Annotated in this window: 17 protein-coding genes and 1 pseudogene; 10 read left to right on the plus strand and 8 right to left on the minus strand. The window is 41.7% G+C overall.

What is annotated here, in order from left to right; translation table 11 throughout:
• Window positions 1-195 precede the first annotated feature (195 nt).
• The 3 genes and pseudogenes from rplU to PN470_RS11300 form a co-directional block, all read left to right on the plus strand.
• Window positions 196-582: a 50S ribosomal protein L21 gene (gene rplU / locus PN470_RS11290; protein WP_016516800.1), complete on the plus strand. Its 387-nt coding sequence runs from the start codon at window positions 196-198 to the stop codon at window positions 580-582.
• 34 nt (window positions 583-616) lie between these two features.
• The gene (gene rpmA / locus PN470_RS11295; protein WP_002744094.1) at window positions 617-886 is read left to right on the plus strand and encodes a 50S ribosomal protein L27; all 270 of its coding nucleotides are present in this window, start codon (window positions 617-619) and stop codon (window positions 884-886) included.
• A gap of 86 nt (window positions 887-972) precedes the next feature.
• A pseudogene (locus PN470_RS11300) lies at window positions 973-1065 on the plus strand (PEP-CTERM sorting domain-containing protein); the annotation flags it as partial.
• A gap of 32 nt (window positions 1066-1097) precedes the next feature.
• Here the strand turns inward: PN470_RS11300 and PN470_RS11305 are convergent.
• The 3 genes from PN470_RS11305 to accA all read right to left on the minus strand — a co-directional run bounded on the left by PN470_RS11305 (window position 1098) and on the right by accA (window position 2886).
• A complete protein-coding gene (locus tag PN470_RS11305; RefSeq protein ID WP_103112027.1) occupies window positions 1098-1451 on the minus strand; it encodes a HepT-like ribonuclease domain-containing protein in 354 nt (117 codons plus the stop codon).
• A complete protein-coding gene (locus PN470_RS11310; RefSeq protein ID WP_016516799.1) occupies window positions 1441-1731 on the minus strand; it encodes a nucleotidyltransferase family protein in 291 nt (96 codons plus the stop codon). Before PN470_RS11310 ends, PN470_RS11305 begins: the two co-directional genes overlap by 11 nt.
• A gap of 165 nt (window positions 1732-1896) precedes the next feature.
• On the minus strand, window positions 1897-2886 hold the full coding sequence (gene accA, locus PN470_RS11315; RefSeq protein WP_002737858.1) for an acetyl-CoA carboxylase carboxyl transferase subunit alpha: 990 nt from the start codon (window positions 2884-2886) through the stop codon (window positions 1897-1899).
• Between the two features lie 350 nt (window positions 2887-3236).
• Here accA and PN470_RS11320 point away from each other — a divergent pair, with 350 nt between their 5' ends.
• Entirely contained in the window at window positions 3237-4184 is a 948-nt protein-coding gene (locus PN470_RS11320; protein WP_002790803.1) for a fused MFS/spermidine synthase, read from the plus strand.
• 41 nt (window positions 4185-4225) lie between these two features.
• Here the strand turns inward: PN470_RS11320 and recJ are convergent, their stop codons facing one another.
• From recJ to sbcC, 3 genes are all read right to left on the minus strand, one after another.
• Window positions 4226-6508: a single-stranded-DNA-specific exonuclease RecJ gene (gene recJ / locus PN470_RS11325; RefSeq protein ID WP_271936924.1), complete on the minus strand. Its 2283-nt coding sequence runs from the start codon at window positions 6506-6508 to the stop codon at window positions 4226-4228.
• 65 nt (window positions 6509-6573) lie between these two features.
• Entirely contained in the window at window positions 6574-6828 is a 255-nt protein-coding gene (locus PN470_RS11330; protein WP_002737297.1) for a MoaD/ThiS family protein, read from the minus strand.
• Window positions 6829-6847: 19 nt separating this feature from the next.
• Complete coding sequence (sbcC, locus tag PN470_RS11335; protein ID WP_272104555.1) at window positions 6848-9871, minus strand: exonuclease subunit SbcC; 3024 nt, start codon at window positions 9869-9871, stop codon at window positions 6848-6850.
• Between the two features lie 347 nt (window positions 9872-10218).
• On the opposite strand from sbcC, the gene PN470_RS11340 reads away from it, so the two are divergent.
• Window positions 10219-10557 carry a rhodanese-like domain-containing protein gene (locus PN470_RS11340; RefSeq protein ID WP_272071951.1) on the plus strand — a complete coding sequence of 113 codons (339 nt, stop codon included), beginning with the start codon at window positions 10219-10221 and terminating at the stop codon, window positions 10555-10557.
• Between the two features lie 352 nt (window positions 10558-10909).
• Window positions 10910-11986: a heat-inducible transcriptional repressor HrcA gene (gene hrcA / locus PN470_RS11345; protein ID WP_272104556.1), complete on the plus strand. Its 1077-nt coding sequence runs from the start codon at window positions 10910-10912 to the stop codon at window positions 11984-11986.
• Here the strand turns inward: hrcA and PN470_RS11350 are convergent.
• The gene (locus PN470_RS11350; RefSeq protein WP_002735877.1) at window positions 11973-12266 is read right to left on the minus strand and encodes a hypothetical protein; all 294 of its coding nucleotides are present in this window, start codon (window positions 12264-12266) and stop codon (window positions 11973-11975) included. The genes hrcA and PN470_RS11350 overlap by 14 nt on opposite strands.
• Before the next feature lie 229 nt (window positions 12267-12495).
• On the opposite strand from PN470_RS11350, the gene menA reads away from it, so the two are divergent.
• From menA to PN470_RS11370, 4 genes are all read left to right on the plus strand, one after another.
• Window positions 12496-13404 carry a 2-carboxy-1,4-naphthoquinone phytyltransferase gene (gene menA, locus PN470_RS11355; RefSeq protein ID WP_272104557.1) on the plus strand — a complete coding sequence of 303 codons (909 nt, stop codon included), beginning with the start codon at window positions 12496-12498 and terminating at the stop codon, window positions 13402-13404.
• 173 nt (window positions 13405-13577) lie between these two features.
• A complete protein-coding gene (locus PN470_RS11360) occupies window positions 13578-15272 on the plus strand; it encodes a helicase HerA domain-containing protein (RefSeq protein ID WP_002737662.1) in 1695 nt (564 codons plus the stop codon).
• Window positions 15273-15354: 82 nt separating this feature from the next.
• The gene (gene rlmD / locus PN470_RS11365) at window positions 15355-16722 is read left to right on the plus strand and encodes a 23S rRNA (uracil(1939)-C(5))-methyltransferase RlmD (RefSeq protein ID WP_272104558.1); all 1368 of its coding nucleotides are present in this window, start codon (window positions 15355-15357) and stop codon (window positions 16720-16722) included.
• A 341-nt stretch (window positions 16723-17063) separates the two neighbouring features.
• Window positions 17064-17465, plus strand: coding sequence for an ATP-binding protein (locus tag PN470_RS11370; RefSeq protein ID WP_002744122.1), 402 nt, complete (start codon window positions 17064-17066; stop codon window positions 17463-17465).
• On the opposite strand, the gene PN470_RS11375 is transcribed toward PN470_RS11370, so the two are convergent.
• Window positions 17462-17743 carry a DUF6439 family protein gene (locus PN470_RS11375; RefSeq protein ID WP_002735085.1) on the minus strand — a complete coding sequence of 94 codons (282 nt, stop codon included), beginning with the start codon at window positions 17741-17743 and terminating at the stop codon, window positions 17462-17464. The genes PN470_RS11370 and PN470_RS11375 overlap by 4 nt on opposite strands.
• Window positions 17744-17758 lie beyond the last annotated feature (15 nt).

Here is a 17758-nt window from a genome sequence, read left to right on the forward strand (position 1 = left end):
AACGGTTTAATTGAGCTTTTCGTAAGATTATTTTTAGTATATAGCGAATCGGTGGGCTAAAGGCTTGACAACTGCCCCCTAGATATTAGACAATAGTAAATCGTGTCAATTCCTGCTCGGATCAGGTGAAGACATTAGCACAAAAGCTGGAATTTTTTTCAGCTACCTGTACGGCAAAACGAGCGCAGAAAATTCATGAGTTACGCAATTATTGAGACCGGTGGCAAACAGATTCGGGTGGAACCTGGTCGCTATTACGATATCGAACTTCTTCCCGTTGATGAACAAAGTACCCATACCATCGACAAAGTGCTATTAATCCATGATGAGGATGATATTAGCATCGGTCAGCCCTTTATCGAAGGGGCCAGCGTGGAAGGGACTGTCATGCAACATCGTCGGGGCAAAAAAGTTATTGTCTATAAAATGCGCCCGAAAAAGAAAACCCGTAAAAAACGCGGTCATCGTCAAGAAATTACCCGTTTTATGATTGATTCAATCAATTATAACGGTAAAACCCTGGTGGCCACTGCTACCTCCGTCGCTGAAGTTGTAGAAGATAGTGGCGATGAAGAAGAATAACTTTTAGAATCAAAAAAGCATTTGGAGAGAAATTATGGCTCATAAGAAAGGTACGGGTAGTACCCGCAACGGACGCGATTCTCGTTCCCAGAGACTAGGCGTTAAGCGCTACGGTGGTCAAGTGGTAAAAGCGGGAAATATTCTCATCCGTCAACGGGGTACTAAAGTTCACCCGGGTAAAAATGTTGGTCGTGGTGGCGATGATACTTTATTCGCTTTAATTGATGGTGTGGTCAAATTTGAATACAAGGATAAAAGTCGCCGTCAAGTTAGCGTTTATCCTGCTGAAGTTAGCGCTAGTTAATCGACTCTCTCGACATCATGGTGTCAATTGCGCCCCGACATTACTACATATTAGTTGTTATGAGGGGGCGTAGGACTCAAGTCCTCCTTACCCTCGCTACTCTCCCTGCAGCTTCAACCATCAAGGGCAAACTAAAACCCTCCCAATCCAGCGAAAAAGAAACCACAAAAGTAGGCTAAATTGCCCGATAAATATGACAAATGCCCCGCAACTATTCCGGGTCTGTTTCCCTTGACAATACTTCTTGTAGTTGTGGTACTAAGGTCGGCAAATCTTCTCGAATTGTTGCCCAAATTCTACTTAAATTAACTTGAAAATATTCGTGAGTTGCAACATTTCTCATTCCTGCCATTAAACGCCAAGGAATAAGAGGATAGCGAGACTGAATTTCCTTCGGTACATTTCTAGTTGCTTCTCCGATAATAATAAAATCATAGAGAACCGCTTTGATATTTGTTTGATTCTTGGCAAATTCCTCAAACGTCATTGCCTTTGTTCGCTGTTCAATTTCACTGATAGATTCTAAAATGTCTTGAAGGCGAAGTCGCCAATCTCTAGAAGGCATTGATCAGCTCCTCAAGCACAGGTTCTCGTAAATGTTCTCTTAAGGCATCCTGAGTTCCTAAATCCACAGAGCATCCCAGAATATCTTCTAAATAATACTGTACTTGCAGAAGTTGAAAAAAACCACCTTGTCGATCGAATTCTACTAACAAATCTACATCACTATCGGCATCAGCTTCATCCCTTGCCACTGAACCAAATAAAGACAAAGATTTCACCCCTAGTTTTTGTAACTGTTCTCGGTGTGCCTCTAGAATTGCCAGCACCTCGTCCCGTTTCATTTGGTGTGTCCTTGAACCTGCCATCAATATTATAGCTTTGTCGGTGCAACCCTTAAGCTGAAGCTGAAATCTTCCAAATCTACAAAACAAACTAATCACTGAAAACTCACATCTGATAACTGATAACTGATAACTGATCACTGATCACTGCTCACTGCTCACTGATTAAGCTGTAGCTTCTAAAAATACGCCTAAATTGCGGAATTTTTGATAACGAGATTCGCGTCGTTGTTGGGGTGTCAACAAAGATAAAGTCTCTAAATTTTCACTAATAGCGGCTTTTAAATTGGCTGCCGCTTTAATCGGATCAGCATGGGCCCCTCTGGAGGGTTCAGGAACGATCTGATCGATAATATTTAACTCTTTTAAATCTTTTGAGGTAATTTTGAGGGCCACTGCCGCTTTATCAGATTTTTTGGCATCTTTCCAGAGAATGGCTGCACAAGCTTCGGGAGTCGCCACGGTATAGACAGAATGCTCTAACATTAACAGGCGATCACCGACACCGATCCCCAAAGCACCGCCCGAACCACCTTCGCCAATAACAGTACAAATGATCGGCACATCTAAACGGAACATCTCCCGAAGATTATAGGCGATCGCTTCTCCTTGACCTAATTTTTCCGCTTCTACCCCCGCCCAGGCGCCGGGGGTGTCAATAAAGGTTAAAATTGGCTGATTAAACTGATGAGCGTGTTCCATTAAACGCATGGCTTTACGATAACCACCGGGGGCAGCCATGCCGAAATTTCTAGCCACATTATCCTTAGTATCCCGGCCTTTTTGATGCCCGATAATCACCACGGGACGACCGTTAAAACGGGCAACACCACCCACAAGAGCGGGATCGTCGTAACCACCGCGATCCCCGTGTAACTCGAACCATTCATCGGTGATGGCTTGAATATAATCTAGGGTGCTGGGGCGCCGGGGATGACGGGCTAATTGTAGCCGTTGGGAAGGGGTGAGATTGCTAAAAATTTCACGACGTAATTGATTAGCTCGTTCGTCTAGTTGACTAATTTGTTCCGAGACATCTACGCTATTTTCTTGGGCTAATTCTTTAATCTGTTCGATGCGGGATTCTAATTCGTAGAGGGGTTTTTCAAAATCTAGGAGAAAAATCTTTTTCTCGGTAGTCTCGTTTTTGGTCATAGGTTAGTGGCTAGAAGTTTACTGTTCGCTAAGTAGGTAGGCGTTAAAAATTATCAAATACCCCCCTTATCAACGGGGGATCAAGGGGGGATCGGCACCCCCCTTATCAAGGGAGATCCCCCCGCCTATCGGCACCCCCCTTATCAAGGGGGGCAGGGGGGATCAGAGGCAAAATCTATCTTCAATTTAATTATAACTACTTACTTAATCTTTTCTAGCTTAACGTTTTTCAGCGATCGATTATCGGCAGCTTCGGGATGACTGGGAGATAATTTCAGGTTATCGATCGAATTTTGTCAATTGTTGTATAATGATAGATCGTGCCTTTTTCACCCCAAGGAGGATTAGTTATGGCAGGAAGTGAACTAAAAGCGGATCTATGGGTTAACGAATATATTACCCCCTGGGACATTTATAGTCATGGGGTTTCGCGGATTTTAGCCTACAAAAAAACCGCTTTTCAGGAGATGTATATTGTAGAGTCGGGGGCCTATGGAAAAGCCTTGGTACTGGATGGGAAATGGCAATCTTGTACGGGGGATGAATTTATTTATCATGAAGCATTAGTGCAACCGGCAATGATTGCCCACCAAGAACCAAAAACTGCTTTAATTCTGGGAGGTGGTGAAGGTGCGACAACCCGGGAGTTATTGCGTTGGAAAACAATCGAAAAAGTGATGATGATCGATATCGATGGGGATGTGGTGGCAGCTTGTAAGGAACATCTTCCCGAAATGCACCAAGGCACTTTTGATGATCCTCGTTTTGAGTTAGTTGTGGCCGATGCTTTAGAAGTTTTAGACACTACTAACGATCAATGGGATATTATTATTTCTGATCTGGTTGATCCCATCGGAGAGGGTCCTTCTTTCCCCCTATTCACGAAAGAATACTTTGAAAAACTACAAAGAGTTTTGGCCGAAAATGGCATTGTTGTTGTCCAATCTGGCCCGGTTTCTCCTCCTTCGGTGATGTATCATGCTCGTTTGGTGAATACTTTAAAAGCAGTTTTTCCCTACGTTCATTCCTATTGCGCTCCCACCCCTAGTTATGGTTCCCCTTGGGGTTTTACTCTTTGTGCTAATCATCCTTTAAATACTCGTCCCGATCCCGATGTGGTGGATGAATTAATCACCGATACAACTACGGGAGGATTACGTTTAATTGATGGCATGACTTTACTAGGAATGTTACAAACTCCTCTCTATATTCGTCAAGCAATCGCACAAAATACGGAAGTTTATACCCTAGCAAAACCTCCGAAATTCTTCGGTCAAGGAGTTATCAGTAATCAGTAATCAGTAATCAGTTATCAGTTATCAGTAAATAAGAGTTATGATTAGAAATCGATCGAGTCTTCATGATTGAGAATTGTTTGCAGAATTTCTATAGGAACAGTAGCAAAGTATTGCTGGAGAAAGTTTTCTAAGGCCACCGCTTCTAGAAATTGCTCAATCTTATTAATTTTTGCCTCATGATTGACTAATTCAAAGGATAAATTTTCTTGATTTTTCTTGACTTTAAAGCCATTTTCTGCTAGGGAAACTAATCCTAATTCTAGGGTATAATAACTGAGGTTTAAGCGGTTTTGTAATTGTTGACGGGAAATACTGGTTTTAGTTCTAGCTAAATATTTCCCAATCCCCACAAGGTTTATCCATGAGGTGTGAGCGGATTTTTTTAAAGGACTAGCATAGGCAAGAACTAACTTTTTATCGCGTAAAATTGCCTGTTGATATTCCCTAGAAAGTTTTGTCCAATCCCGGGGACATTCCCGGAGAAAAAGGGGATTTAATTGGTTAACTTCTTGATTAATTTCTCGATTGCGATTGTCGATTAAAAAATCTTTTTTATTGCCATAGCTTAAGGATTCTTGTTGATAAAGTTGCAGAGCAATTAAGCGCACTTCATAGCGATTTTTGGAGGTATTAAAATCCAATTCTACTACGGCATCATAACGGGTATCGACAGCAATTTCGTCTCTCTGATGACCCCACCACATACCGGGGAATCCCTGCTCGATTGAACTATCCCAGAGATCAAAAGTTGTCCGGGGATAAGCGATTTTTTTGCCTTTGAAATCCTCAAGATTTTTATGCCAAAGATTGTGAAAATAACAATTTTGAATTAATAGCTTCGGTGTCGGATTACCCATCCCGCAGGGTTCCAGTAATTTTAATTCTCGAAATAGACTTTTTCCCAATTGGGAAACCCTGACCACTGCATCCACTTCTATCTGGGAAGAAAGGGAAGTTAAATCAATTCCTGTGCGTCGCAACTGTTGATTAATTCCCTCAATAAATAGGGGTAAATTTTCTATGGTTAAACTTAAACCAGCGGCCAAAGGATGACCACCAAAACGATGTAAAAGATGGGATTGAGAGGATACTAATTGATAGAGATCGATCTCACGAATTGACCGAGCGGAACCCTTAGCAAAAGGTGGTTCACTGGTACTTAATAAAATTGTTGGTCGCTGGTATTCTTGGGCAATTTGTCCCGCAACTAATCCTAAAATTCCCGCCAGCCATTGGGGATCATCTAAAATAATTACATTAGTGGTGGAAAGATCAATTCTCTCTAGTTTTTTCTGAACTTGTTTAATAATATCCCGTTGGATTTCTTGGCGACGAATGTTGGCTAATTCCGCTTGTTCAGCTAATTCGTGACAACGTTTTTCATCTTCACTGGTGAGTAATTCCACACAAAATCTAGCATCGCCATAAATGCGACTGACGGCATTAATTCGCGGTCCAATACCGAAGGATATATCCATCGGTCTATCTCCGGTTTTGTTACATAACTCGAGTAATTTTTTAACTCCTAAACGCTGAGTATTTTGCAGTTTTTGCATACCTTTTTGAGCTAAATAACGACATTCTCCCGTCAATTTGACTAAATCGGCAATTAAACCAATCGCAACTAAATCAAGTAAATTTTCTAGGGGTTTTCTGGGAATATCTGCTAGGGTTAAATACATCGCTTCCACTAATTTATAAGCAACAGCAACCCCAGAAAGATGATAGAAAGGATGGGTTTCCACAAAGTAGCGGGGATTAATCAGGGCAATCACCTCGGGGCGCTCGTCGGGTAGGGTATGATGATCGGTGATGATAATATCGATGCCTAAACCGTTTGCATAGTCAATTTCAGCGATATTCGTGCTTCCCGTGTCACAGGTGACGATTAAACGGGTTCCTTGATGCGCTAGTTTCTCGATACCTGGACAATTGAGGCCGTGGGATTCTTTTTGGCGATCGGGTATGTAATAATCTAACTGTTGATAGGGTGGAAAAAACTGCCCTAATCCTTCCCAGAGGACACTGGTAGCGGTGACACCATCGGCATCGAAATCACCCCAAATAGTCACTTTTTCGCCTTTATTTAGGGCTTTTTCCAGTCTTTTGACGGCGAAGTTCATTTCTTGCCCAAAATCAAAGGGAGTTTTTGACTGATAAGCTTTCTCATCCAGAAACGTCCGCAGAGTCGCCCCATCCCGGACACCGCGATGCCATAATATTTGTGCCACGACGCTGCCATCCGACTCTGGGGTGTAGTCTTGGACTATTTTTAAAAACTCTTGGGGAAGAGTTACCGATGGGGGAATTTGCCAGTTAGACACGGGATATCAAGGAAAAAGTAAAAAGGGAAAAAGGTGGCAGTTTTTGTGATTTTCCCTATCTCCATTTAGCCACCACTAACGGGGGGAATTAGAACTATCTCATCGCCATTTTCGAGGACTTTCTCTCCCGAAACAAACTGAAGATTAACTCCAAAACGAGTAACATCGCGCCATCTTTCTAATTGAGGATAGGGGGCTATAATATAGTTTAACACTTCTGTAAGGGAAGTGTGGGCAGGAAATTCGAGGTTTAATTGTGAAGTTTGATAGACTTCTTGATAAATAGCAAATAGTTTTACTGTTACCGTAATTTTTTCCATATTTATATCAATATTTTTCCTAGGATAATAACATCAATTGGGAACCCTGTTCGGTTTTGCGGACTTCGATGCGATGTTGAAAAGCTTCTTTAAATTGGGGCATATGAGTTACAGTCAAAATACAGGCAAAATCGGCGGATATAGCATTAATTGCCGCAATTAAGCGATCGCATCCTTCCGCATCCTGAGTTCCGAATCCTTCGTCAACAATGAGCATTTGTAGGGCTGTTCCGGCTCTTTGTGCCAATAATCTCGCTAAAGCTAATCGAATCGAGAAATTAATCCGAAAAGCTTCCCCTCCTGAATAGGTTTCGTAGGGACGGGATCCCCGGGTATCACCAATAATAATGTCTAAAGTATCGATTAACTTTTCTCGCTGTTTCTTCGTACCTTTACCGCTTTTTTGGGTTAAAAACTGCACATGAAATTGATTACCAGTTAAGCGAGCTAAGATATGATTAGTTTGTGCTTCTAACTCTGGTAAAACATTCTCAATCATCAGAGTTTGTAAACCATTTTTGCCGAAAGCTAGGGCTAACTCTTTATGAACTCTATATTGTTTTTTAACTTTAGCTAAATCGCTCTCTTTTTCTGTCAGTTGTTTACCTAAGGTTTCTAGTTGATGTAATTTCTCCTCAACCCGACCTTTTTGGGAGAGCAATCCATCAATTATCTGTCTCCGCTGTTGAATATTAGTCGATAACACGGCTATTTCTTGGCGATAGTCGGTCAAAGTACCAATCTTTTGAATAATATTTGCTAACTCCTGATTCAGCTTCTGGCGATCCTCATTTCGCAGCTGTAATCTTTGCTCAATGTCAGCGATTTTAGCGGCTATTTCTGGATAAATTTTTTCCGCTTGTTGCCAGTCTTGATACTGTAATCTTACCCCCTGTAATTGTCGAATCAGATTTTGAATATTCTGATGTTCACTGCGATCATAATTTAAGTTTTGAATAAGCTTTTCTAAGCGTTCAATTTCCTGTTTAAGTGGGGAATTTTGACCTAGTTCTTGCTTCTCTTGTTCTAGTTTAGCTAATTGGTTAATTAAATTAGGTTTCTCAGCCTTGATATTAGCTAAACGACGGTTTGCTTGCTTAAGTTCTGATTCTTGAATTTCTGCCCAACGCCATCTTTTTTCTTCTCCTCTGACTAAAGCATGACTTTGTTCATCATAATTTAATAAGGCGATTTCTTGATTGACAATTTGCAATTCTTGCTGTAATTCTAGGGCATAATTGCCACTGCTTAAAAGTGCTTCTAACTCCACAAGTATCTCCTCGGTTTTCTCTAGTTCTATTTCCTTTTCTTCAATAGTTTCTAACTTGACTTCTAACTGCACATATTTTTGTTGTAGATTCGATCTTACTGGCAATTCTTGTTTAATTTGGGCTAATTCCTCGCGTAAACGTTTTAAATCTCGATCGCAGTCTGCCATCTGTTCCTGTAAAGACCAAATTTGCTCTTGAATTTGTTCTTGATGTTGATGGGTTTTTCTGATTACCTGATGACGGTGATGACTGTCTAAATTCTGTTCACACAAAGGACAAACCGAATCAGGAATATTTAATTTTTCCAATTTATCAGTTAACTCTAAAAGTTGTTCTTCATATCTTTTCTGTTGATCCAATAAACTTTTTTTATCCACTTGTTTAACCGTTTCCTTTTCTTCCACTCGTTCACAATAGGTTTGTTTTTTATCTAGTTCCTTAATTCGCTTGGCTAAATTGAGAGCTTCCTCTCTTAGCAGCGGAATACGAGCGATTTCTGTCTCTAATTGTTGCCGATTTCTTTGCAGTTGTTCCCGACGAGCATTAATCCTGGCTTTTTCCCGTTCCAACTGCATATTTAGATCAGCTTTTCGGCTATTTAAAGGAGCATATTTTAAAGCTAATCTATCCAATTCCTGAAGACGTTGACGATGGTAATTTAACTTCTCTAATCCTGCTTGAATATCCCCCGCTTGCTCGATAATTTTTTGAGTTTCTTGTTCCTGTCTTCGCAATTCTTCTAAACGAGCGCTCGTTTGTTGGATGGGAAGGGTAAATTCGTTAATTTTTTGCTGTAATTTCTGTTCTAATTGTTGTTTATCATACTGGGCCTGTTGCCAAGCTTGCAATTGACTTGACAAACTTGCCTCTTTCTGGTCTAAATTGATTAGGCGCTCGTGTGCAGTAATAATGTCATTTTTGCGATGAAGAATAGTCCTTATTTGATTTAATTGATTGTCTAGACTAACTTTTTCCCGGTCTAATCTCTCGATTTCTGCTAATAAAGCTCGCTCCTGTTCTCGTTGCCACTGCAGCTGTTTTTCCCAATTCTGACGCTGATTTTCTTCCCCCTGTAGTTGCTGTAAACGCCGATTATTTACCTCTTGTTCTTGATTAATTTGGTTAATTTGGGTGCTTAACTCTTGCAGGTGTTCCTGATAAGAATTTTTCTCCTGAAGACGGAGTTTGATAGTTTCTACTTGCTGCTCGATCTGGAGGGATTGTCCATCAAATTGTTTCGATATCTCCTTGGCTTTATTAGCTAAAATTTCATAGCGATCGAGTTGTAATAATTCTGCTAAAATCTGTTTACGACCACTAGGAGGCTGTTTCATAAACTCGTCCGCTTGTCCCTGTCGTAAATAAGCAGAATTAATGAAAGTTTTATGGTCTATTTTTAGATAAGTATTAATCTGTGCTTGGGTATCTTTAATACTTTTACCCGATAAAGGACGAAAACTTTGATCATTAATCACCTGAAAATCTAAACTAGAAGCTTTTCCCCCCCGGTGACGACTACGGATAATTTTATAGATTTCTCCCCCATAACTAAACTCGAAATCTACCCGCGCATAATCGCTGCCCGCATGAATCACATCATCAGCAATCGAGACGCGACTTTCCCCCCAAATTACCCAAGTAATTGCTTCGAGTAAAGAGGATTTTCCCGCACCATTGGCACCACAAATACAGGCAGTATGTAATCCGCGAAAATCTAGCACTGCCTCGCGATAACTGAGAAAATTTTTTAGGGTTAATTGTAGGGGAATCATAAGCTGGGAAGTGGGGAAGTGGGGAAGTGGGGAAGTGGGGAGATGGGGAGAAAGGAGAGGGGAGAATGCAGTACAGATTAGAAATTAATCAGAGGACAAAAAACCGAGGACAAGATAGCTTCAGCGCAATACATCTGGGTGAATCTATTCGGTATCAATAACTCTCTCCTACAATAACCTCTAATCAAAGCTTAACTGAAATCCAGCCGGGGACAAATGCGCTTTTTTCTGTTCCTCAGAATTCTCCTCACCATTATCACAACCTAGGCACTGTTCACAGATAAACGCTCAGGGTCCCTCGATTTGCTACTCTAAAGGAAAGATAACCGATTCTTAAGACCAAATCTATGAGCATTCCCGAAATTAGCGTCCATGAACTAGCTCTCCGTTTAGCCGATCATGATCCTAATTTACAACTTATTGATGTGCGCGAACCGGAGGAAGTTGCCATGGCATTTGTAGCCAGTTTTACCATTTTACCCTTGAGTCAATACCAAGAATGGTCGCCCACTATTGCCACCCAATTCAACCCCCAAGCGGAAACCCTCGTTATCTGTCACCATGGCATGAGATCCCTGCAAATGTGCCAATGGCTACAAAGTCAGGGTTTTACTAATGTTAAAAATATTAACGGCGGCATCGATGCTTATTCCCTCCTCGTCGATCCTAATATTCCCCGTTACTAATTTTTATAGCCCCCATCGGGAAAAGAGAGGGGTAAACTATCCCCTTTCTCCCCATTGATTACGGTCCTTCGGTTTGTCTTCTGCAATGGACGGGGTTATAAGGAATGAAACCCTTATAGAGACAGACATTGCTGCGATTTTTGTCAATTGTTTTTGATCTAGAGCGAACTAATCAATTAAATCTCTTGCCAGATAAGGATATAGTCGATTTATGCCACCCGATCGAACCATACCAAGTAACGAAGAACCTTGATGACTGACTACTGATAACTGATAACTGATAACTGATAACTGAATAAGCGTTATACTGTCTAGAAAAATGTTATAAATCTTTTGTTAAGATTATTCCCCTATGTCCGCTAGAACCCATCTCAGCGATCGCTATCAACATATCTTAAAGGCGACAATCCAACATTATATCGCCACAGCCGAACCGGTTGGCTCGAAAACTCTGCTAGAGGAGTACAAATTTACGGTTAGTTCCGCCACGATTCGCAATGCTCTCGGTAAACTAGAAAAAGAAGGTTTACTCTATCAACCCCACACTTCCTCCGGACGCATTCCCTCCGATTGGGGTTATCGTCTCTACGTTGATGAGTTAATGACTCCCGATGACCGTATCGGCGAAAAAATCGGCTATTATCTGCATCAAAACGCTAAATCTCCCGCTTGGAGTCTCGAAAGTCTGCTGCAACGGGCTACCCAATTTTTAGCCGGTTTAAGCGGTTATATCGCTATCGTTACCCTTCCCCACACCCTCACTAATACCCTGCGTCATCTGCAATTAATCCCTGTCTCGAACCGGCAGATCATGTTAATTATTGTTACAGATAGTTTACAAACACGCTCGGTTATGATAGAGATTCCTGAGTCTATGGCAACGGACAAGGAGGATGGATTAGCAGAAGAATTACAAATCCTCTCTAATTTTCTCGGGGAAAAATTAAAAGGTTATTGCTTGGCAGATTTAATTAACCTCGATTGGCAGCAAATCGAGCGAGAATTTGCCCGTTATACCCATTTTCTCCGACAATTAAGCCAAGAAATCAGCGCTAGTCTCCAATCCACTGCCATCCCAGAGATTATCGTCCATGGTGTCGCTGAAGTCATTCGACAGCCAGAATTCGCCCAATGGCAACAAGTACAAATGTTACTGCATCTATTGGAAGCAGAACAGGATCGCCTTTTACCCCTGATTTTACAAAGACCAGAACTAGAAAAATCAGCTAAAAAAGTCAAAATCACCATTGGTTCCGAAAATCCTCTGGAATCCATGCGTCCTTGTACTCTTATCTCCGCTTTTTATAAACAGGGAGATACTCCCGTCGGTAGTGTCGGCATTATCGGACCGACGCGAATGTTATACGAAAATACTATTCCCCTAGTGGAATCCACCGCTAACTATCTCAGCGAGGCTATAAGTAAGTAGATATCCCCCGTAAAGGTTCGGGAATGGGACAATCGACAGTAAACTCTAAAATTGTCTCACCATCCCCCAAATAGCCAGAATTGGCAAAACAGAGCAACATCCGCACCAGCGCCACCCACACCTGTGCATCGAACTCCCAATCCTGTCCCCGACGCGCTCCACAGGCGATCGATTTTAGCGCCCAAAAATAACTATTTCTCACCACTGAACCGCCTTTTTTGTAAACCGGCACATCCTCATGGTGAATATAAAGAATATCATCTTTAGCGATCGCTCTCATCGGTGGCTAGGAAAGTTATAGGAATTTTCAGCTTATCGTCTAGAGAATAACACCCTATAGGAAATTTTGGGCGCATCCCCTGCACTCCTACCATTTTTAATAACTTCTGTTTATCATCACAAATAGGAAATGCCGCCTTTCTAGTGGAGGCACAAAAAGCTATAATTCTACCTTAAACCCTCGTTTTTTATCCCTAGAGCGATCGAGTTTTCCTGATTATTATTCAGCTATGACCACCGATACTATCACCACTCCCTCACCCAAAAAACTCTGGTTAGCAGCCATTAAACCACCAATGTATAGTGTGGCGATTATACCGATTATTCTGGGAACAGCGATCGCTTATCAGGAAACAGGTCAATTTTCCCTGCCGATTTTTGCCACTTTTATCCTCTCAGCTATTTTAATTCTCGCTTGGTTAAATCTCAGTAATGATGTTTTTGATGCCGATACTGGGATCGATGTTAATAAGGCACATTCGATCGTTAATTTAACTGGCAATAAATCTTTAATTTTCTGGCTAAGTAATCTTTTTCTATTAGTGGGTATTGCTGGTATTTTTGCTATTAGTTATTGGCGAGGCGATTGGATGATCCTAGAATTAATCGCCCTCTGCTGTTTTTTGGGCTATACCTATCAAGGTCCTCCCTTCCGTCTCGGTTATCAAGGATTAGGGGAAATTATCTGTTTTTTTACTTTTGGACCCTTGGCGATTGCGGCTGCCTACTATTCCCAAGTGGGTGCTTTTTCTCTCTCTAGTCTAGCAGCTTCAATTATTATCGGGATTACCACTTCTATCATCCTTTTTTGTTCCCATTTCCATCAAGTTGCCGATGATCTCAAAGCGGGTAAAAAATCACCTATTGCTCGTTTAGGTACTTTAAAAGGTTCTAAAGTTTTAACCGTAGTGACGGTTCTCGTTTATGTTTTAACGGTGGTTTTTGTGCTGCTGCAGGTTTATCCCCCTCTCACCCTTTTAATCTTCCTTAGTCTCCCTTTCGCTTGGCAATTAGTCCACCACGTTAACCAAAATCACGACCAACCTCAGCTAGTCAGTAACTGCAAGTTTATAGCGGTTAATCTTCACTTTTTTAGTGGCATTCTCTTCTCCCTTGGCTATTTCCTTGCTTCCCGTTGATCAACCCGATTTTTTTTCTTAAACCCCTTTATCAGTTATCAGTTATTAGTTTTGAGTTTTAAGTTCACTGATTACTGTTTACTGATCACTGATGACTGTCCCCGATCGAGTTTGCACCGATTAACGGAAAAGTGACAGAATAGGGAGATAGATCGCCACAAATCAAGGTTAGCATGAGTGAACAGCCCCTCGGATCGGTTATTCAAGGTTCCCTGAGTGAAGGTTTAGAAATCCGTCTTTATCCGGATATTTCGGTAGAAGATATGCGCGTCGGTAAGTTTTTGGTTGTGCAAGGCACTCGCTCGCGTTTTTTCTGTCTCCTCACCGATGTCTCCCTGGGTAACTCCAGTCCCCGGATTATCGCGAATCCTCCCCATCCCGATGATAGTTTTATGCGCGATGTTTTAGCGGGTAGCGGTACTTATGGTACTATTGAACTATCGCCTATGCTCATGTTTACTCCGACTGGAGGTAATTCCCCGGCAGTTTCCGACACTTCCTTAGGCTCTTTTCAACCCCAAACTAGCGCCGATTTAGAATTACTGCCAGTTAAAACTATTCCCGCGCATTTTAGCCAAGTTTATGAAGCTTGTGAGCAGGATTTTCGCATGGTTTTCGGTTGGGAAGATGATCCCACCAGAAAGAATTTTGCTATTGGTCAACCCCTTGACATGGACGTGCCAATATGTATTAATCTCGATCGCTTTGTGGAACGTAGTAACGGTGTTTTTGGCAAATCTGGGACGGGAAAATCCTTTTTAACTAGATTACTAATTTCGGGCATTATTCGCAAACAAGCAGGGGTTAACCTCATGTTTGATATGCACTCGGAATACGGTTGGGAAGCGATGAAAGAGGGGAAGGAGGTTTCTACGGTGAAAGGATTATGTCAATTATTCCCCGGACAGGTAGAAATTTATACCCTCGATCCCGATTCTACCAAACGCCGGGGAGTACGAGGAGCGCAGGAATTATTCTTAAGTTATAATCAAATTGAAATCGAAGATATTCGTTTAATCGGTCGGGAATTAGGCATCTCGGAAGCTAGTTTAGATAATGCCAATATTCTCTATAACGAGTATGGAGAATCTTGGATTACTCAGTTATTGAATATGAGTAACGAGGATATTAAAATCTTCTGTACGGAAAAACAGGGCCATGCGGGATCAATCATGTCCCTCCAGAGAAAATTAATGCGTCTAGATAGTTTGAAATATTTAAGAAGTTCTTGTCCCCACAATTATATCGATCAGGTGTTGCAAGCTTTAGATGCGGGTAAGCACGTTGTCATTGAATTTGGCTCCCAAAGTAATATGCTTTCCTATATGTTAGCCACCAATATGATCACCCGTCGGATTCATGCTAATTATGTTAAAAAAGCTGAATATTTTTTACAAACTAAAAACCCCGTTGATCGACCGCAACAGTTAGTGATTACCATTGAAGAAGCTCATCGATTTCTCGATTCTGCCGTGGTGCATCAAACTATCTTTGGAACTATCGCCAGGGAGATGCGAAAATACTTTGTTACTCTCTTAATTGTCGATCAAAGACCTTCAGGAATTGATAACGAAGTTATGTCTCAGGTAGGGACGAGAATCACCTGTTTATTAAACGATGAAAAGGACATCGAAGCCATATTTACTGGGGTTTCTGGAGGGGGAAGTTTGCGATCTGTTTTAGCGAAATTAGACTCAAAACAACAGGCTTTAGTTTTAGGTCATGCGGTCCCTATGCCGGTAGTAATTCGTACTCGCGCCTACGATCAAAAATTCTATACTGAAATAGGCGCAACCGACTGGCGAGAATTACCCGATGAGGAAGTTTTAGCGGCGGCCAAAATTGCCAAAGCTGATCTAGGATTTTAGAAAAATTGATTTTTGATTGTAGAATAGAGTTGGGTTATTTTTACTGAGAAGAAACCCTGGATGAAAACTGGTTTCCCTAACTATGCAACAAGGTGATTTAATCGAGATCGAGATTACCGACCTCAACCATACGGGCGAAGGTGTGGGAAAATACCGAGGACAGGTGATTTTTGTACCAGATACGGTTATTGGCGATCGCATTCAAACTCGCATCACCTATATCAAAAAAAGTCATGCGATCGGCAAACTACAAACTATTCTACAAGCTTCTCCCCATCGTATCCGGCCCCGCTGCATCGTTGCCGATAAATGTGGTGGCTGTCAATGGCAACACATCGAGGATCAATTTCAGCTGCAGGTCAAAAAAGAGCAAGTACAAGAGGTATTAACCAGAATTGGCGGTTTTACCGATCCTTTGGTTTATCCTCCCCTCACCGGTACTTCTCCCCTCGCTTATCGCAATAAAGCTACCTATCCTCTCGGATTTTCCCCCACCGGCAATGTGCAAGCAGGTTATTATCGTCGCGGCAGCCATCATCTGATTAATCTCAATCAATGTCCGATTCAAGATCAGGCTTTAAATCCGTTTCTAGCAGAGATAAAACAGGATATTCAGGAGCAAGGCTGGTCAATTTATGATGAAAAGACCCATCAAGGACAATTACGCCATTTATCCCTAAGAATTGGCCGCCACACGGGAGAAATTTTATTAACCCTGATTAGTACCGATAATAATTTACAGGGAATTGAGACCCAAGCGCGGCAATGGCTGGCAAAATACGGCAATTTAGTCGGTGTAACCCTGAATTATAACCCCGATCGAGGTAATGCTATTTTTGGCACTCAGACCACAACTATCGCCGGAAGGGACTATATTAACGAAAAGTTCGCCGGATTAACCTATCAATTGGCTGCCGATACCTTTTTTCAGATTAATACAGAGGCTGCTGAAGCTTTATTGGCGCTTATTTGCCAGAAATTAGAGCTTAAAGGTGAAGAAATTCTTATTGATGCTTACTGTGGTATCGGTACTTTTACTTTACCCCTCGCTAAACGGGTTAAAGAGGTGATTGGACTAGAATCCTATAGCTTTTCCGTCGATCGAGCCAAGATTAACGCCCAATTAAATAATATTACCAACACAACCTTTATTTTAGGGGCTGTAGAAAAAACTTTACCGCAACTGACAGTTAAACCCGACATTATTCTACTCGATCCGCCCCGCAAAGGTTGCGATCGCTCTGTCCTTGATAGCCTGTTACAGCTGCAAAGTCAACGCATTGTTTATATCAGTTGTCAAAGTGCAACTTTAGCCAGAGACTTGCAATATCTTTGTAAAACAGGCGATTATCAACTGCTAGAAGTGCAAACCGCCGATTTCTTTCCCCAAACTCCCCACGTCGAATGCGCTGCTTTTCTTAGACAAAAAAACACAAATATGGTAGGATGAAATAAGGGGAAAAACCCGACCCTTTAGCCGTTTATGGTCGAAAAGTCAATGGGTAAGGATAATAGCATATTAAGCCCCGTTCCAGTTAACTACTTTTTTGATTAACTACTCGCTCAAAGCTGCCTTGATTTTCGATTGGTGTGTAGATCAATCATAAAAATATCTAATCAATCTCAGAGACAGAAAAGGGACAAAATATGACTTATTAGGTATGGCAATCATCTAGATCGACGGTTAAGAGACCTTAATCTTTCTGCAAGAGAACAGTCATTGAATAAAAGCTAGAGGTAAAGCGCGTGATTGCTATTTCACTGCCAACAAGCAAACGAAGCTGGAACACCATGAGTTTCGCTTCCACCTTGTATCTTTGTCCGATTTTAGATTTATTGACCGCTAGTATTCCCGAAGAATTAGAACCAGAAATTAGATTAGGATTGCAAGAAGCTTTAGTTAATGCCGCTAAACACGGCAATCATCTCGATCCCAGCAAAACCGTGGTTGTTCAATTTTCCAGCAGTAAAGACGAGTATTCTTGGGTAATTACCGACGAAGGTTGTGGATTTACGCCAGGTTGTCACCATCATGGCTGTAGTTGCGATTGCCCCAATTTTCCCCCTGAAGAAGCGGAAAATGGCCGAGGACTGTGTATGTTATATCAAATCTTCGACCAAGTTCACTGGAATCAAACAGGAACCCAACTGAAACTTTCTAAACAAATTAAACAGGAACGCTGGTTGAATTAATGACCATGACCGTGAGAAGGACAGGGAGGAGCAGAAATCGAGCGATCAAGCCAGCCTGTAGCCTGTTGTAGCCGAGGAAGTGCTTCTTCTGGCTGATTATCTAATAAAAACACCAAAGCCGTCCCCAATTGTTCAGCAGCCCGAGCATTACGATTGGCCTTCAGACGATGCCAGTCAATCGGTGCGATTGCCAAACGTTCCGCCAAAATCCGCGCCAATTCCAGGGTAGATAGATCATCAACAGTCTGAGAGGAGGAAGAGACAGGGGATGGAATCATAATCAAAAGGTTTCG

It is taken from the genome of Microcystis sp. CS-574, from assembly GCF_028329095.1.
In the GTDB taxonomy this organism is placed as follows: domain Bacteria; phylum Cyanobacteriota; class Cyanobacteriia; order Cyanobacteriales; family Microcystaceae; genus Microcystis; species Microcystis ichthyoblabe_A.

Coding starts and splice junctions, on each gene's coding strand:
- rplU (WP_016516800.1), top strand. CDS start 196: ATGAGTTACGCAATTATTGAGACCGGTGGCAAACAGATTCGGGTGGAA.
- rpmA (WP_002744094.1), top strand. CDS start 617: ATGGCTCATAAGAAAGGTACGGGTAGTACCCGCAACGGACGCGATTCT.
- PN470_RS11305 (WP_103112027.1), bottom strand. CDS start 1,451: ATGCCTTCTAGAGATTGGCGACTTCGCCTTCAAGACATTTTAGAATCT.
- PN470_RS11310 (WP_016516799.1), bottom strand. CDS start 1,731: ATGAAACGGGACGAGGTGCTGGCAATTCTAGAGGCACACCGAGAACAG.
- accA (WP_002737858.1), bottom strand. CDS start 2,886: ATGACCAAAAACGAGACTACCGAGAAAAAGATTTTTCTCCTAGATTTT.
- PN470_RS11320 (WP_002790803.1), top strand. CDS start 3,237: ATGGCAGGAAGTGAACTAAAAGCGGATCTATGGGTTAACGAATATATT.
- PN470_RS11330 (WP_002737297.1), bottom strand. CDS start 6,828: ATGGAAAAAATTACGGTAACAGTAAAACTATTTGCTATTTATCAAGAA.
- sbcC (WP_272104555.1), bottom strand. CDS start 9,871: ATGATTCCCCTACAATTAACCCTAAAAAATTTTCTCAGTTATCGCGAG.
- PN470_RS11340 (WP_272071951.1), top strand. CDS start 10,219: ATGAGCATTCCCGAAATTAGCGTCCATGAACTAGCTCTCCGTTTAGCC.
- hrcA (WP_272104556.1), top strand. CDS start 10,910: ATGTCCGCTAGAACCCATCTCAGCGATCGCTATCAACATATCTTAAAG.
- PN470_RS11350 (WP_002735877.1), bottom strand. CDS start 12,266: ATGAGAGCGATCGCTAAAGATGATATTCTTTATATTCACCATGAGGAT.
- menA (WP_272104557.1), top strand. CDS start 12,496: ATGACCACCGATACTATCACCACTCCCTCACCCAAAAAACTCTGGTTA.
- PN470_RS11360 (WP_002737662.1), top strand. CDS start 13,578: ATGAGTGAACAGCCCCTCGGATCGGTTATTCAAGGTTCCCTGAGTGAA.
- rlmD (WP_272104558.1), top strand. CDS start 15,355: ATGCAACAAGGTGATTTAATCGAGATCGAGATTACCGACCTCAACCAT.
- PN470_RS11370 (WP_002744122.1), top strand. CDS start 17,064: ATGAGTTTCGCTTCCACCTTGTATCTTTGTCCGATTTTAGATTTATTG.
- PN470_RS11375 (WP_002735085.1), bottom strand. CDS start 17,743: ATGATTCCATCCCCTGTCTCTTCCTCCTCTCAGACTGTTGATGATCTA.